A 16,430-nucleotide genomic window follows, 5' to 3' on the forward strand; every position below is an offset into this window, starting at 1 on the left:
CGAAATCCCACTGTCGCTTGTCCCAATATCGCTAAAAATCCACGAGCTCTTCGGAGAACAACGCTCTTCTGAGCAGACTTTCACAGCGTTCGACCCCTCGACCGCTGTGGATGTTGATTTCTTGTTGTCGACATTGACGGAAAGTTGTTCTCAAACCAAGTGGCCTGAAAGACTTGCTGTCGAAAATCCCGTCGTTGACCCCTCAACGACAGAGAATGTCCACAATGAAATTAGAGTGTAGAACCCCGGAAAAGTCAATAACTGAGCAAAAGTTTCCCGGTTTCAATAAAACAGGAATCTCGTTCAGAAGCCGACAAAACTGTCGACTATGAAAGGATTTCCGAGACTTCGAATCCCTCGCTGACGATCTGGAGCGGTCGACCTTCGGGGGTAATCAGCTCTTCATACGGATCCATGTCCATCGCCGTACACAGCGTCGCGAACAGATCTTCGACGCTGACGGGACGGTCAGTGATGTCGAGGCCATCCGGGCTGGTTTGACCAACACACACGCCTCCGCGAATTGATGAACCACCAATCAAAAGATTGAAGTTCTTTGCCCAGTGGTCGCGACCGACAGCTGGAGTCTTCTGATTGATTTTGGGAGTCCGGCCAAATTCGCCGAGGCAAACGACCAGTGTCTTCTCCAAAAGCCCACGGTCTCTCAGGTCTTCCCAAAGCGCCGACACCCCTTGGTCAACTTCTCCTGCTGTCTTTGGAATATTCTGCCAAAGACTCTGGTGCATGTCCCAACCACCTCGCTGAACTTCCACAAATGGAACACCCGATTCAACCAATCGACGAGCCACAAGACAACTTTTTCCGAAGGCGTGATTTCCGTAAGACTGCTTTGTTTTGTCCGACTCTCCTGCCAATGTGAATGCGTTTAGCCGGGATGACGTCATCAGCTTCGATGCTTTGCGGTACAACTCCTGATGTTCATGCGCAATACGCTTCGCTCCGGAAGTTCCGAGATCCTGATCTTGAAGCGATAGCAATTCCATTCGTCGCTGTTGCCTTGGTCCGGTCTGCATGGCCTTCACATTCGCGGGAAGTTGCCCTGCCTGATCCACGATGAACGGAGCGACTTCCACTCCTAAGAATCCGGAGCTGACGGTATTCCCCAGACTCACAAAGTTCGGAATGTCGGATTCCGGGTCGCCGAGTTTGTGAGCCACCAGAGAACCAAAGTGGGGGAAACGAGTCGGTCCGAGCAAGCGATGACCGGTACGCAGGTGAAAACGACCACGTTCGTGGGCGGCTTCTTTACCTTTCATGCTTCGAATGACGGAAAACTCTCCCGCCAACTTTGCGAGCTTCGGCCAGTATTCCGCGAATTCAACTCCCGGCTGGGCTGTTTGAATCGTCTTAGTCGGTCCACCATTCTCATGACCGGGCTTCGGGTCCCATGTCTCCATCTGACTGGGGGCACCGTTCAGAAAGACCATGATGCATGACCGTCCCTGACGTTTGAGTTCCTCGGCATTAACTCCAAGCGACTTTAAGAATCCGGCGCCTGCGAGAGATGCAAAGCCGCCCCCAGCGAGGCGGAGCAGGTTTCGGCGTGTGATGTCGCCACCGGCATTCAGATTGACGTGCAACAGGTTGTTATTCATATCAGGTCTTACGTTTCTCTCAGCGAGGACGATTCAATTGTTTGATGCGATGGCGAACTCTGGCTCTCAGTGGAATACTATTCGTCAGCGTTTCGTGATGAATTCTGAAGAGTTCACAAGCACCCACAGAATGTCATCGACCGCTTCGTTTCGCTTATTGGAAGCCTTGAGGTACTCCTGATACCGAGACAGTTCCTCATCGGTCGGCTCACGAGCAAGGATGCTCACGAAGGCCTCGGTCACCAGCGCTTTCGAGTCTTGAATTTTCATCAACTGCTTTTTGAGAGGGCTGTTGATGAGTTTGTTGTTCAGCGTCCCGTTGTTCATCATCAGGAGAGCCTGCTGAATGCTGCCTTCCAGGTCACGCTGGGGAATGGACGGGTCTTGTTCAAACGTACGATTGATCGCATTCGAAAGCCCTTTGTTTTCTCCCACGAGTTGTTCCACGTTGTCTGAGATTTCATAGGGCCTCAGCCGTGCCGGACGGACCGCTGTGAACAAGTCCTCTGGGCGTTCAACCGTGCGTGTCTCACGCTGATACGCTCGTGAGTTGAGAATGGTTCGATAGAGCCATTTCGGCTTGAACTCTTCGTACCGGAATGACGCAGCCAAGCGGTTCACCACCAGTTGATGCATCACCTCTTTGTCCGGCCCCAGGCTGTCCACGGAGTAAAACCCGTCGCCTAGCAATTCGTTCCAGACGCGGTTCACGAACGCTCGTGCGAACCAGTAGTTGTCCGGGTTATAGATGAGATACGCAGCTCCCGCGACGCGACGTTGATCCGGCTTCAGCACTTTCGGTGGCTTCTCACCGAGAAGAAACTTCGCTTCGACGACAGACTTTTTCGTGGGATCGTACTGGTCGGTCATGTAGTACCGACCGGGGGAAAAGAACGCTGCCATCTCATGGAATTGCTCTCGCTTCCACTTGTCGAAAGGATGATCGTGACACTCAGCGCAGCCGATGCTGATTCCCATAAACAACCTCGCCGTCGCAGAGGCAATCAACTCCGGCTTCCGCTCATTCGCAAGCACGAAATTGTTGGGTCCGTGATCCTGATGCCAGCCATTGTCTTGGGGCTTCGTATCTTTCTTACGTTGCGGGGTCGCGGAGACCATCTCGCCCACCATCCGATCCCAACCGGAATCGGCATCAAACTCTTCGAACAGCCAGTCTTCAAATGCCTGAGGATTGACGGAATTGCGATTCGCGTTTGATTCGGAGAAGACGACCGTTCGCCAGTACCGGGCCAACTTGCGGGCAAACTCTTCGGTCTCAAGAAGTTCATCAATGAGAACCGAACGTTTGTCCGGTGCAGAGCTCGAAACGAATTGTTGTATTTCGTCAGAAGTCGGAAATCGTCCAGCGACGTCGAGGTAAACACGTCGCACGAAAGTCGCATCGTCGACGATCGGTGCAAGTGGCGTTCTCGTTTCTCGAGAGATGTATTTCTCAAGCTGTTCATCGAGATCAGAGGAACCATATGTTGAGGTCCGTCGGCTTCTGACCGTCGGAAAACTGGAGCGGATCTGTTCCAGAAATTTCAGCTTGTCCTCTGACTCTTTGAGGGCGGGCAACCGGTTTGCCGGGTTGGCCTTCTTTTTTCGAGGAGGGGCCGCTTCGACGCACTGACTGGCCAGTAGCAGAACTCCCGACAAACACGCCAAGTAGCAAATGAGTCGTCGTCGAAGTCGTCGAAAGCGTTCGTGCATCTTGATCTCTTCAGTCAGAGAGAAATTCAGTCCATGCTGAAAGAATAGCTCACCTCACACATTACGATACGTTGATCCTTCTGAGAATCAACTGCTGAAGAGTGGCTCGCGAACGAGCGCAGTGATGTGCGTGACGTTCCTTTTTCGCATTTTGACAGCACTGAATGGATTTTTCAGACGTGTTGCATCTGATCAACACCGAAAGAATTTCGCTCGGCAGACGCTCACCAACTCGGTCGAAAAGAATGCGAATGCGTATCAGTGCAAAGAAAAGAAGCGGAACCCATCTCAATCGACGTGGTTCCGCTTCATATTCAGTCGACGCTCAGAAAGACCAATGAATATTACTCTTCTGAAGCATCGTCGAGCAGAGGTTCGTGAATTTTCTTGAGTTCCTGAGCGGGAATTTTGATCACTTTGCGGTCATAGGTGATCAGGCCATTGATCTCGCCTTCGACGTCGGTCGTTTGCGTATAGACCCCGGCAGCAATCCCCTGCTCTTTCAATTCGGTGAGCAATCGGATCGATTCAAGATACCGTGCTCGGTACTCCTCTTTGTTTTCCGGAAGACCTCCGTAGCCCCAATTGCGTCGTGAGGCATCCCAGAGATGTTCACGAATCGGATAACCGTGGCCGCCGAACTCTCCCATGACCATCACGAAATTCGCATCCCGATCAGGCTCGAATGGGAAGCTTGGATGGGGGTAAGCATGTGCATCGACAATGTCACCGACCGGCCAGAAGTTTCCACCGCTGGCGATGTTGATTGTGCGAGTTGGATCACGTTCGGCGATCCACTCTCCCACCTCAACGGTGCGATGCTGACCCCATGCTTCGTTGAACGGAGTCCAGACCACAATTGACGGGTGAGATTCGAGTGCGCTGACCATCTCTTCGAACTCGACCATGAATTGCTCATGTTGTTCTTCCGGCCATTCGGCGTCATTCGGCTCAGGCTCGAGGCGCGTCCAGGGAGGATTCTGCCCTCCGCTGACCTGGTCCTGCCAGACGAGCATGCCCATCTGATCACAGTAGGTGTAGTAACGACGTGGCTCAACTTTGATGTGCTTACGGATCATGTTGAACCCGGCATCACGGAGGTATTCAATGTCGAACAACATTGCTTCGTCGCTGGGAGGAGTCAGCAGCCCATCCGGCCACCATCCCTGATCGAGGGTCCCCCAGTGAAAAATGACTTCGCCATTGAGTGTCAATCGCCAGTGGCCGTCAGCATCGCGAATCTTCCCGACCGTTCGAACGCCCGTGTACGATTCGACTGAATCGAGCAGAGTGCCATCCTGAGACTTCAAATTCACAATCAGGTCGTACAGATGAGGTGATGAAGGAGACCACAGTTTTGCATCTGGGATCGTCAACTCGAGAGTCTCAGCTGTCCCTGACTCACGAAGAATTTCGGTTCCGCCGTCGCGAACGATAACTTCGATCTGGTTGCTGTCTCCGGAACTTCCCTCGATGACAGGCTTCAGGCTGACCGTTCCGGTCTCTGCATCGGTTCGGATTTTCAGATCGGCGATGTATGCCTTCGGAACTTGTTCGACCCAGACTGTCTGCCAGATTCCGGAGACTTGTGTGTACCAGATGCCGCGTGGATTGAGCACTTGTTTTCCGCGCAACTGCCATTCTTCGGTCGCATCTTCAACACGGACAACGAGAACGTTTTTGCCAACCTTGGCAGCATCGGTCGCATCGATCGAAAACGGAACGTTTCCGCCAGTGTGTTCACCAACATGGGTCCCGTTCAACCAGACTTCGCAGTGGTAATCGACTGCTTCGAAGTTCAGAAGAGTTCGAACATCTTCTGTCTTTTCGATAGTCACTGAACGCTGATACCAAAGTGCCTCATCCGAGGCCAGCAGACGCTGAACACCTGAAAGCTTCGACTCGAGCGGGAACGGAACCAGAATCTCACCATCCCATTTTTCAGGAGCTTTCCGTTGTGACTTCGGAGTGATGGCGTAGTTCCAATTGCCGTTCAGGTTTTGCCATTCATCTCGAACGAGAGCTGGACGAGGGTATTCGGTCCAAGCGTTTTCCGGAGTGACTTCCACTCCCCAGCTGGTGATCAATTCCGTCTGAAACGGTTTCGTTTCGCGGGCTGGTTCGGGGAGTTCGGGAACGTTGTCGGCATCAATCACATGCACGTCGATGTACTGGCCTCCGCCGGTCTGATGGCAGTGAACCGCAAGGAAGTTTTCTCCCGCTTTCAATGCCTTCTTCGCTGCATCGTCCAGTTCAACGACCTGATACTCAGTGATGTATCCGTCTAAGTCCGCAACTTTTTTTCCGTTGATGAAGACTTCAGCATCTTCATCGTGGTGAACTAACAGTGCTGGCCGAGCGGGAACCTCAGGCAGCGTGAATGATCTTCTCATCCAGATGTCGTTGCCATTCCAACTGGTCGAAACTCTTTGGCCCGGTGTCTCTCGCGTTCCGAATCCTCCGAAACCTTCCATCCAGCGAGAGTCGTCAAAATCTGGTTGCATCCAGCGGTTTCGTGGTTTGCGGAAATTGTATTTCCACTTCGCCAACTCCAGTGTTTCTCCCAATCCGATGCTGGGAAAACAAATCGCTGACAGCGTGATTGCTATCAACAAGTTTTTCGAATGAATACGTCGAGGCTTCATTGAGATTCTTTCCGTTCCGTGACCGGACCATCTATAGCAAGATGTCTGGTCGGAGCTATCAAATGTGCAGCGATCATTGCTCGACCGCTATCGCACATTGAATGAGGTTCCGCAAACTTCGAGAGAAGAGACCGCAAGTGCTGCCATCCAGAGGCGAGCCTCTCTCTTCTCGATTGTCGGCGCAAACCGGCATCACATCAATGAGAACTCACGTAATTCAATTAAGTTTCTTTATCATGCGTGAAGAAGCTGTCACGCACTGCTGGACGACGTCCACGAGTTCCCGGAACTCAGGCAGAAGCGAGTTCGAGTTTGCGGACTTCCAGATAATCTGCGAGAGCGGTCTGCCACGGTCGGAGTTCCTGACCGATCGCTTGTGAGAGAGCGTGGCTGTTGAGAATGCTCTGATGAGGTCGTGCAGCTTTGGTAGGATATTCCGACGAAGGAATCGGAATCACTTTCGTCGAGAGCCCGTAAAACGAAAAGATCTCCGTGGCGAAATCAGCCCACGTCGTCGCTCCGGAGTTAGTCCCGTGATAAAGACCGTAGTTGCTGGTTTCAGAAAGAGCGATGATCCAGCTTGCAAGGTCAGCTGCTGAAGTCGGCGTGCAGTTTTGATCAACGACGACGCGCAACTCTTCACGTTCCTGACCGAGACGAAGCATCGTCTCCACAAAATTGCCCTTCCCCGCTCCAGCCCGGGCTGCTTTTCCGTACAGACCGCACGTCCGAACAACGAAGTGTTTCGGACAAAGCGAACGCACGAAGAATTCGCCGGCCAGTTTGCTTGTCGAATACGCACTATTCGGAAACGGGAGATCTTCTTCCGTCCAGGCTTTCGATTCTGTTCGTCCGCCGAAAACGTAGTCACTGCTCACATGCACGAACGGGAGGTTTCGGGCTGCGCATTCGATCGCCAGAACACGTGGTCCGATTGCGTTTCCGTGGTAAGCGACTTCCGGTTCGTCTTCCGCCAGATCAACTTTATTGTAGGCAGCTGCGTTGATCACCACCGATGGTCGAACGCTGTCGAGACACTCCGCGACTGCGTCCGAATTTGAAATGTTGACTTCAGAATGACCGAATCCGACGGCGTTCGTTCCGAGTTGCTCGCACAATTCCGTTCCAAGTTGACCGCGACAGCCAAAGACAACAACACTCACTCTTCATCCTCCGGTCGAACTTCATCATCCACTGGGTCAGGATCAACAATCGAAATACTTGTCGAGAGATCGTCGCGAATTCGCTGCTGCAGACCGTCCGCCGGGAGATTCTCCACTGCTTCATGAATCTGGTTTTCGTGGAGGTTCACCAGTCCCAGGTGACAAACCGGTTCACCCGGTGAAGCCACAGGAATGGTCGTCATCCCCAGCACGACACCATCTTCGGGTGACTCAATCACTTCGCGTGATTTCCCCAACAGACTGGACGTCGTCGCGATCGCTGTCGACGCGGTCACGATATCACCAGGAGCGACGTGGAAGTCGAGAAATCCGGACGATTCCGCCCGGACCCACTTGGTTTTTTCGATGACAGTCCGATAAGGAGGGTCAATCATGTCTCCTTCGATCATTCCCTTAGAAATCAGAACGTTTCGGATGCCTCGGACGGCGTGTTCGGTCACTGTCGACTCCACCTTCCAGACTTCTCCCGCTTCGAGAATGAATGTGGGACAATCGGCTTCGCAGGCAGAACGCCGCAGGCTTCCCGAGGGGCCACCTTCATTGATTGTTAACGTGCAGCCGAAAGCATTGGTCACTTCTCGCAGTCGCGTGTCGCTGAGGTCAGCGCGCACATTCGGAAAGTTCGTTTTGCGAATCGAAGCTGTGTGCAAATCGATTCCGAAGTCCGAACGTCCGACGATTTGCTCGAAGAAGAAGTTCGCGAATCGGCTCGTGAGGCTGCCTTTGGGATTTCCCGGAAACGATCGATTGAGATCGCGGCGATCGGGCAGGTATCTCGAGTGGCGTTCGAAACCGAGCACATTCACGACGGGAATCAGAATGAGTCCGCCGCGGGTGAGTTGCAGGGAGCGATCCATGATGAGTTGCCGGATGGCTCCGGTGCCGTTGATCTCGTCTCCGTGCACAGCGGCCGAAACGAAGATTGTCGGTCCCGGTTCGAGTCCCCGTCGGACCTGAATCGGAATGGCGACTCCCATTCCGCTGTAAGACTCAGAAAATCGGAGATCCAGATCCCGAATTTCTCCTGGCTGGATCTGAGTTTCTCCCCATTGGGCAATCGTCAGAGGTTTTGAATTCATAGCACGTCTTCTGCAAAGTTTAAGCAGTCCCTCGCTGAGGCGACAATATAGCGACACCTGCCAGTGTTTGTCTCGATGTGTTGACAACCATCCGGCCGGAAATTTGAAGATCCGTCAAAAGATTCGCCCGATCGGGTTGAGGGGAAACTTGATTTGCCGGTAGCGGATGAATCAGTATGGTCTTCCTGCTATTAGACCCTGAAGACTGAAATGCCCATCTCTCTCGAGCAAATCGCGACCTTCGCCCCGGATCAGAAATCGGTTGATGCTGCAAAAGCCATCGCTGTTCCTGCTTTGTGGCAACACATCGGAGTTGATCCATCTGCTCTGTGGGGAATTTTCGGTCGCGGGAGCGGTTATCAAGTCAAAATTGATCTCGCAAATCTTGGAGCAGCTTGCGGTTGTCCGAGTCGGAAATATCCCTGCAAACACAGCCTCGCACTTCTCACAGTTTTCACTCAATCCCCTGATTGTGCGCAGGTTGAGTCACCTCCTGAGTGGGTGTCTGACTGGATCAAAAAACGTCAGGAGCGAGCTGCTCGTCAGGCCGAAACAGCAAAGAAACCGCCCAAGCCAGTCGACCGAAAAGCTCAAGCCAAACGAGCCGAAGAACGTTTCCAGAAAGTTCAGACTGGTGTCGAGTTTCTCTCGCTGTGGCTGGATGATTTGATGCGAGAAGGACTCGCTGGCCTGGAGACGAAGCCGTTCGAGTTTTGGGATCAGCCAGCACGCAGAATGGTTGACTCACAAGCCAAGGGGCTCGCGTCACGTCTTTGGAGTTGTGCCGAAATTGTCGGGCAAGGTGCTGATTGGCCTGATCGAATTGCAGCCCATCTGGGGCGAGTCAAACTGCTGATTCATGCATTCGAACGTATCGACACATTGTCACCGGATCTGCAATCTGAAGTCCGGCAACTGATCGGGTGGTCGACGTCGCAGGAGGAAATCGACGCTCACGATGAGAAGGTTCATGATGAGTGGTTTGTTCTCGGTCAACGGACGGAAGAGGAGGAACGTTTTCGCAGCCAACGATCCTGGCTGATGGGGAAGAAGTCGAAACGCGAAGCCTTGATCCTTCAATTCGCAGGCTCAGGAGAGTCATTCCCGGAAACGATCGTCCCCGGTCAAACTCTCGACGCCACTCTCGCATTTTACCCGGGCAACTTGCGGCAAAGAGCCCGAATCAGCGCGCCGAACTCGAATCGTGCCGAAGAGCAAATCGCTCCGGAAGGTCATGCGACCATCGACGAATTTCTCAATTTCTATGCTCAGCAACTTGCTCTCAACCCGTGGATGGGGTCCTGCTCATGCCTGCTCGATTCCGTCACTCTGACAAACGAAGAGGGACAATGGTTCGTTCGCGATCAGAATGCCTCCGGGCTGCCGGTTCGAACTTCGCACTTCTGGAAACTTCTCGCTGAGTCTGGAGGACATCCGTTTCAGCTGTTCGGCGAGTGGAACGGCAACTCGCTGACTCCGCTGGGGGCGATCATTCACGGAAAGTATCGTCTGTGCACATGAACGAACTGACTCGCCAAGCGCTGCTCGGAACAAGCAAAGCTGTCCCGTCTCCTCAAACCGACGACGGACCGGTCGTCGACGTTTGTGATTCCATTGCAGAGGCTTCACTCACCGCCGAATCTTCGCTCCTTCTCAAACTGGGCGCGACAGCCGTCTACGAAGCAGCGGGAATCGAACCGAATACCGTCCCGGCCATCGCTCCCGATCTCGACGATTCCGCTTGTCCGTGGTCGGATGCAGCGAGCGAACTTCTCGAACAAGCCTTTTCGAAAGACTTCGTCGATGTCGCTCCGGAACTCTGTCGACGAATTCTGGAATCCAATCTCTCTCTCCCCCATGCGATTCTCCCCGCCGCTCTGGACACGAAATCGGCAGGTCTCCGTTCTGAGATCTTACCCTGCCTCGGAAGTCGTGGGCGTTGGCTGGCAGCATTGACCCCCGACTGGAGTTGGGCAATTGCTTCGGAGTCGACGGCCGACGAGAACATCTCTCCGCAAGAGTTGAAGCATCAATGGGACGAAGGAACCGTCGGAGAGCGTCGCCAGGTGCTTCGACAAATCCGAGAGATTGATCCTTCTCAGGGACTTGAATGGCTGGAACAGACGTTTGCTTCCGACAAGGCAAATGACCGCAACAACTTCCTTCAAGACCTCGCTGAGCAACTCAATGAGAATGACGAACCGTTCCTGATTCAATGTTTGAACGACCGCAGCAAACACGTGCGGACCACAGCAATCGAGCTTCTGGCAACGTTGCCGAAATCGGAACTCGTTCAGCGGATGAAAATTCGCACCGAGCACTTTCTTCTGAGGACTTCATCATCGAACGAAGATTTCAGGCTGAAATGTGTCCCTCCTGAAACTTATCCAAAAGAGTGGGAAGCAGACGGCATTCCCGAGAACCCGACAGGCCGGAAGGGTCAGAAATCTCACTGGCTCGACTGGATCATCTCGCGAGTTCCGCCCCGGACATGGACCGATCGCTTCGACTGCACTCCGGAACAACTTTTGAATGGAGTCTTGAACGATGACTGGGGCCCTGTCGTGATTCTCGGTTGGACGAGGGCGATTCAACGGTTTGGACTCGCAGACGAAGAAGTTGTCCAGTGGGGACGTCCGATGTGGACCTACTGGACGGCAATGCTCCAGCACAACGTGCCACAAGTTCGCGAGTTGGCCGGTGAGATTCTCTCCGAACTGCTGGCAAAGTTTCCCGAGAAAATGCGAGAGAGTGCACTCACGAAGTCGCTTCGAGAAGTTCATGATCCGACCATTCTTCCGATTTCGGAACTCCTTAAAACATTGACCACACCCTGGTCCCGCTCGTTCTCGGATCTGTTTCTGAATTTGGTGCGTAACCTTCTCAGAAATCGCAGCGATCAAAAGGTCGTCAGTTGGCTCTCGTGCCTGAAATTAGCCGGAGCAGGAATCCCGCGAGAGTCATTTCCGGAAGCGATGAAACCATGGAACACACATTCGGGAAATCGCAACTTCTGGGACACCGCAGCGATTGATAAACTCATTCAGGAACTTCAAGAACGGGTCAAGCTGCGAGAGCGGTTCTATCGCGAACTCGACAAGATGGCGGACAAAGATCGCGATAAATGAGGCAGATCATGACGCCAAGCAATCATCATTCGAAGACAAATTATTGAACGGACAATTGAGAGAGCCGCCCTGCTCTTTCAGAGACGATTTTGAGGAGTCCATCACGAAATGAGTGCTCAAGGAGCAGACATCCCGAAAGCAGATGCCGCACAACTTCGTTTGCAGGCTGAGGTTCAGTATGCACACGAACTCGACTGCCTGGCGGAGGAAGACGATCGACAGAAACCGCCAAATTGGAAGTTGTCGCCGTGGGCTGTCAAACTCTATTTGCTGGGTGGCACGCTGAGTGATGGAACAGAAATCACCCCCAAGTATCTCGGGAATGATCGACTCATCGAGATTGCAATCGCAACTCTCGCCACTGACCGGGCATTGCTGCTCTACGGGATTCCGGGAACAGCTAAAAGCTGGGTGAGCGAACATCTTGCCGCAGCCATCAGTGGAACGTCGCAATTACTTATTCAAGGCACCGCCGGGACTGACGAAACCGCCCTCAAGTACGGATGGAATTATGCTCGACTTCTGGCGGAAGGTCCAAGTGACAAAGCGATCGTCGCGAGCCCAATGCTCACAGCGATGAAAACCGGTCGCATTGCGAGGATCGAAGAGCTGACGAGAATTCCAAGCGAAGTGCAAGATGCACTGATCACAATTCTCTCTGAGAAATCACTCCCGATTCCCGAGACCGATTCCTCGGTGCATGCCGTCAAAGGCTTCAACGTCATCGCGACAGCGAACAACCGAGACAAAGGCGTCAACGATTTATCGAGCGCGTTGACTCGCCGATTCAATACTGTCGTCCTGCCTGTTCCGGACTCTTTCGAGCAGGAAGTAGAAATTGTTCAGCGTCGATCAGAGCAACTCGGACGCGCGTTGGAACTCCCGGTCGAAGTTCCTGCGTTGGACGAAATCCGCAGGGTTGTCACGATCTTTCGTGAACTGAGGAACGGCGTTTCCGCTGACGGCAAAACGAAACTCAAGTCACCATCGGGAACACTTTCCACCGCAGAGGCAATCTCCGTCGTTTCGAGTGGCATGGCGATGTCCGCGTATTACGGCGACGGTTCCCTGAAAGCCGGGGATATCATCTCAAGCTTGACCGGAGCCATCGTCAAAGATCCTGTACAAGACCTGATCGTCTGGCAGGAGTATCTGCAGGCGATTGTTAGAGAGCGAGAGGGATGGAAAGATCTGTATCGCGCCAGTCGCGAAAGTCTTTGACAGCGATTACAATCGCAATCGTACAAATGTACGCAAAAGCGAATCGCCTGAAAGAGAAAGTGAACTGATGAGCCTGAAGACTCGCGTGATTCTTACCGTCATTCTCGTTTTCGCCCTTCCCGCACTGGCGTTTGCCGGTCTCTATATCATGAGCGAAGGAAATGCTCGCACGGCTGAGAAATTCGCACAGCCGCTCGGATCTGCAACGGCGGTCGTGCTCTCATTAATACTGGCTGTCATCTGGATTCCGTTTGCTTTCGCTGCGGGTAAGAAGACCGGAAAATCGGTTGCAAAACGTAAGAAGAGATCGGCGAAACGGTGAATCGTATTCAGGTGTTCGGCATTCGGCATCACGGTCCCGGATGCGCTCGAAGCTTGTTATCTGCGTTTCAGGAATGGGGTCCTGATGTCGTGCTGATGGAAGGACCAGCCGACGCCGAACCTTCTCTCGAGTTAATTCAAACTGGCGAAGTCATTCCCCCTGTGGCCATGCTTGTGTATCCCAAGCAGCAGCCGCGACGATCTATCAGCTACCCGTTCGCTGTTTTTTCTCCGGAATGGCAAGCGCTTCAATGGGCCAACGAACAGAGTGTGCCGGTGCGACTGATCGATTTGCCGATGTCTCATCGATTGGCCCTCGACGAAGCAGAATCATCGCCTGATCAACCTGAAGACGATCAAGAACAAGCTGGCGATGACTCCACCGAGAGCGAACCAGCTTGGCGGGCGGACCCGATCGCAATTCTCTCAAACGCTGCGGGCTATTCCGATCCCGAGTTGTGGTGGGATGAACAGATTGAACGCCGGCAGGATGCTCGACAACTCTTCGAAGCGATTCAGGAAGCAATGCGGTCAGTCCGAGACGAATTCCCTGAAACGCGAGAGGCTGATCTGCTTCGAGAAGCGTTCATGCGAAAAACGATTCGTCGGGCTCTGAAGGAAGACTTTCAGCGGATCGCCATTGTCTGTGGAGCCTGGCATTGCCCGGTTCTCGATGAAGATGCCTTGAAAGGAAAGGTCCCCGGCTGTCGCGTCAAAGATGATCAAGCTCGACTGAAAGGCCTCCCCAAGCTGAAGACCACGTCGACCTGGATTCCCTGGACTTACGACCGGCTCGCGTATCGAAGTGGCTATGGAGCAGGAATCCGATCTCCCGGCTGGTATGAGCATGTCTGGAACTATGGGGATCACGCACCTCGCAGCTGGTTAACAAATGCTGCGCGATTGCTTCGCAGAAAGGAATTCGATGCCGCCCCTGCCAACATTGTCGAAGCGCTGAGATTGGCAGAGAGTCTCGCTGCGATTCGAGAACGTCCAAGTGCTGGCCTCGCGGAACTTAATGAATCGATCCTCGCGGTCCTCTGTCACGGAAACACCGCCCCGCTTCAACTCATTCGGGAAGAACTCGAAATCGGGGACCGACTCGGTTCCGTTCCGATCGAAACACCAACGGTCCCGCTGGCCGAGGACCTCGCACGACTTCAGAAATCTCTGCGGCTGAAACCAACTGTGGAGAAGAAAATTGTCGATCTTGATTTGCGAAAGCCAATCGGATTGCAACGCAGCCAGCTACTCAATCGCCTGAATATCCTCGGAATTTCATGGGGAACGCTTCAGCAGTCGGGCGGAGGAATTTCCACATTTCATGAATTGTGGCAGTTGCAGTGGCACCCCGAATTTGCAGTGGACCTGATCGATGCCAATGTCTGGGGAACTACAGTTGAATCGGCTGCGTCATCCCGAATCCTTGATCTCGCAAACTCTGCCTCAACGTTGAGTGCGCTGACTCAGTCACTCGACGCCGCCATCCTCGCCGACCTTCAGGAATCCATTCCCGGTCTCATCGAACTCATTCGAAGCAAGTCCGCTGTCGGCAGCGATGTCGTCCATTTAATGGAAGCAGTCGGCCCGCTGGCGAATATTTCACGTTACAGCGACGTACGAGGCACACAGTGCTCGGCGGTGCTTCCACTTCTCAAAGAAATGCTGACACGCATCTTGATTGGTTTGCCGAGCGCATGTCAGTCGACGGACGATGACGCAGCAGAAGCTGTTCAAAAAGGCATCCTCTCCACTCAAGCTGCTCTCGACTTGATTCAGGATGCCGAACTCACCGAAGAATGGAACCAACGTTTGTCGCGTATCTTAAACTCGAGTGCACACGGGCTCCTCAGAGGATCAGTCTGCAGACTGTTAATCGAACGCAAGATCCTCAACACCGAAGAGCTTAATCGAATTACATCGCTGGAACTTTCACCCGCCACGCCGACGCGGACAGCTGCGAATTGGCTGATTGGCTTATTGCAAGGGAGCGGGCTCGTGCTGCTTCATATGGATGATTTATGGCGAAGCCTCGATCAATGGTTGATGCTGCTGAATGAAGAGGTCTTCGATGAACTTCTGCCGATCCTTAGAAGAGCATTCAGCGATTTCACCGGTCCCGAACGCCGACAGATGGCGGAGAAGATTCGAACTTTCGACCTAACAGCGACGTCTCGCAAAACATCTAACACACTTGCGACCGAGAAAGCCATTCACTCCGAACGTGCGAGTCTGGTCATTCCAATCCTGTCTGAAATCCTGGGAGTCAAGAATGACTGATAACTCATCAAAAGAACGATCGCGACGCTGGCGAATGGTCCTCGGAAAAGAGTCCGACCCACCGGACGACGCATTTCCACTCGAAGCAGAAGACAAAGGCCGCGACGACGTTCTTCAGGCGCTCTACGATTCCAATCGCCAGGGCGGACTCGGAAGTTCCTGCCCGAACGTCAATCGCTGGCTCGGAGACATTCGCCAGTACTTCTCAGAATCCAACGTGAAGCTGATGCAGCGAGACGCTCTCGAACGGCTCAACCTGCATGAAATGTTGTTGCAACCGGAAACGCTCGAGCAAGTCGAGCCAGATATTCATCTCGTCGCCACGCTTCTCGCTTTGAAAAGTGTGATTCCCGCGAAGACCAAAGAGACAGCCCGGCAGGTTGTTAGAAAAGTCGTTGAGGAAGTCGAAAAGAAAATCCGCCAGCCGATGGTTGAGGCTGTGCGAGGCGCCTTTCATCGTGCCACTCGAAACAATCGCCCCAAGCCCAATGAAATCGACTGGAACCGGACGATTAAACGGAACCTCAAGAACTTTCTTCCGGAACAAAAGGCAATCATCCCCGAAAAGCTGGTCGGCTACGGACGTCGAAGATCGGCCATGCGAGATCTTATTCTGTGCGTCGACCAGAGTGGATCGATGGCCACTTCGGTCGTCTACTCCAGCTTGTTCGCATCCGTCCTCGCGTCGATTCACTCGCTCCGCACAAACCTGGTTGTCTTCGATACCGAAGTCGTCGACCTCAGCGAACTCCTGCAAGATCCGGTCGACACTCTCTTCGGAGCTCAATTAGGAGGAGGAACCGACATTAATCGAGCGGTGGCTTATTGCCAGTCGCTGATACAGCGTCCTCAACAGACGGTAATGATTCTAATCACCGACCTTTACGAAGGAGGAAACGCAAACGAGTTGCTTCAACGGATTGCTCGCATCGTACATTCGGGCGTCAACCTCGTCTGCCTGCTCGCGTTGAACGATGAGGGAGCCCCCTCTTTCGATGACCATCTTTCGCGGGCGCTCGCTTCGCTGGGCGTGCCTGCCTTCGCTTGCACTCCCGATCATTTCCCTGACCTGATCGCTGCTGCGATCGATCGCAAAGACCTCACACAGTGGGCTGCCAATCACGATCTGATCACTCACGGAGATTTCCATTCTCAACAGAACCCATCGTAACGGCCTCTTCGCTTGTAGATCATTCACCTCCCGACGAAACTGTTCTCCGAATCTTTGCTTCCTTGCAGTTGA

At 53.3% G+C, this 16,430-nt stretch carries 11 protein-coding genes; 6 read left to right on the top strand and 5 right to left on the bottom strand.

Translation table 11 applies throughout. The features are described from left to right. Positions 1-326 precede the first annotated feature (326 nt). From AB1L42_RS15970 to AB1L42_RS15990, 5 genes are all read right to left on the bottom strand, one after another. Positions 327-1,616: a DUF1501 domain-containing protein gene (locus AB1L42_RS15970; protein ID WP_367057835.1), complete on the bottom strand. Its 1,290-nt coding sequence runs from the start codon at positions 1,614-1,616 to the stop codon at positions 327-329. Between the two features lie 84 nt (positions 1,617-1,700). Continuing rightward, the gene (locus AB1L42_RS15975) at positions 1,701-3,329 is read right to left on the bottom strand and encodes a DUF1549 domain-containing protein (RefSeq protein WP_367057838.1); all 1,629 of its coding nucleotides are present in this window, start codon (positions 3,327-3,329) and stop codon (positions 1,701-1,703) included. A gap of 344 nt (positions 3,330-3,673) precedes the next feature. After that, entirely contained in the window at positions 3,674-5,974 is a 2,301-nt protein-coding gene (locus AB1L42_RS15980; protein WP_367057841.1) for a sugar-binding domain-containing protein, read from the bottom strand. Positions 5,975-6,264: 290 nt separating this feature from the next. After that, positions 6,265-7,137 carry a dTDP-4-dehydrorhamnose reductase gene (gene rfbD, locus AB1L42_RS15985; protein WP_367057844.1) on the bottom strand — a complete coding sequence of 291 codons (873 nt, stop codon included), beginning with the start codon at positions 7,135-7,137 and terminating at the stop codon, positions 6,265-6,267. After that, positions 7,134-8,237, bottom strand: coding sequence for a succinylglutamate desuccinylase/aspartoacylase family protein (locus AB1L42_RS15990; RefSeq protein WP_367057847.1), 1,104 nt, complete (start codon positions 8,235-8,237; stop codon positions 7,134-7,136). Before AB1L42_RS15990 ends, rfbD begins: the two co-directional genes overlap by 4 nt. 210 nt (positions 8,238-8,447) lie before the next feature. On the opposite strand from AB1L42_RS15990, the gene AB1L42_RS15995 reads away from it, so the two are divergent. The 6 genes from AB1L42_RS15995 (at position 8,448) to AB1L42_RS16020 (ending at position 16,358) form a co-directional block, all read left to right on the top strand. Then, positions 8,448-9,758 carry an SWIM zinc finger family protein gene (locus tag AB1L42_RS15995; RefSeq protein ID WP_367057850.1) on the top strand — a complete coding sequence of 437 codons (1,311 nt, stop codon included), beginning with the start codon at positions 8,448-8,450 and terminating at the stop codon, positions 9,756-9,758. Further along, on the top strand, positions 9,755-11,365 hold the full coding sequence (locus tag AB1L42_RS16000; protein ID WP_367057853.1) for a DUF5691 domain-containing protein: 1,611 nt from the start codon (positions 9,755-9,757) through the stop codon (positions 11,363-11,365). The genes AB1L42_RS15995 and AB1L42_RS16000 overlap by 4 nt, the downstream gene beginning before the upstream one ends. A 108-nt stretch (positions 11,366-11,473) precedes the next feature. Then, positions 11,474-12,586: an AAA family ATPase gene (locus AB1L42_RS16005; RefSeq protein ID WP_367057856.1), complete on the top strand. Its 1,113-nt coding sequence runs from the start codon at positions 11,474-11,476 to the stop codon at positions 12,584-12,586. 67 nt (positions 12,587-12,653) lie between these two features. Then, entirely contained in the window at positions 12,654-12,908 is a 255-nt protein-coding gene (locus tag AB1L42_RS16010; RefSeq protein WP_367057859.1) for a hypothetical protein, read from the top strand. Further along, positions 12,905-15,187 (top strand): DUF5682 family protein, encoded by a 2,283-nt coding sequence (locus AB1L42_RS16015; RefSeq protein WP_367057862.1) that lies wholly within the window; start codon positions 12,905-12,907, stop codon positions 15,185-15,187. Before AB1L42_RS16010 ends, AB1L42_RS16015 begins: the two co-directional genes overlap by 4 nt. Further along, entirely contained in the window at positions 15,180-16,358 is a 1,179-nt protein-coding gene (locus AB1L42_RS16020; RefSeq protein ID WP_367057865.1) for a VWA domain-containing protein, read from the top strand. The genes AB1L42_RS16015 and AB1L42_RS16020 overlap by 8 nt, the downstream gene beginning before the upstream one ends. The last annotated feature ends 72 nt before the right edge of the window (positions 16,359-16,430 follow it).

The sequence above is a fragment of the Thalassoglobus sp. JC818 genome (assembly GCF_040717535.1).
GTDB lineage: Bacteria > Planctomycetota > Planctomycetia > Planctomycetales > Planctomycetaceae > Thalassoglobus.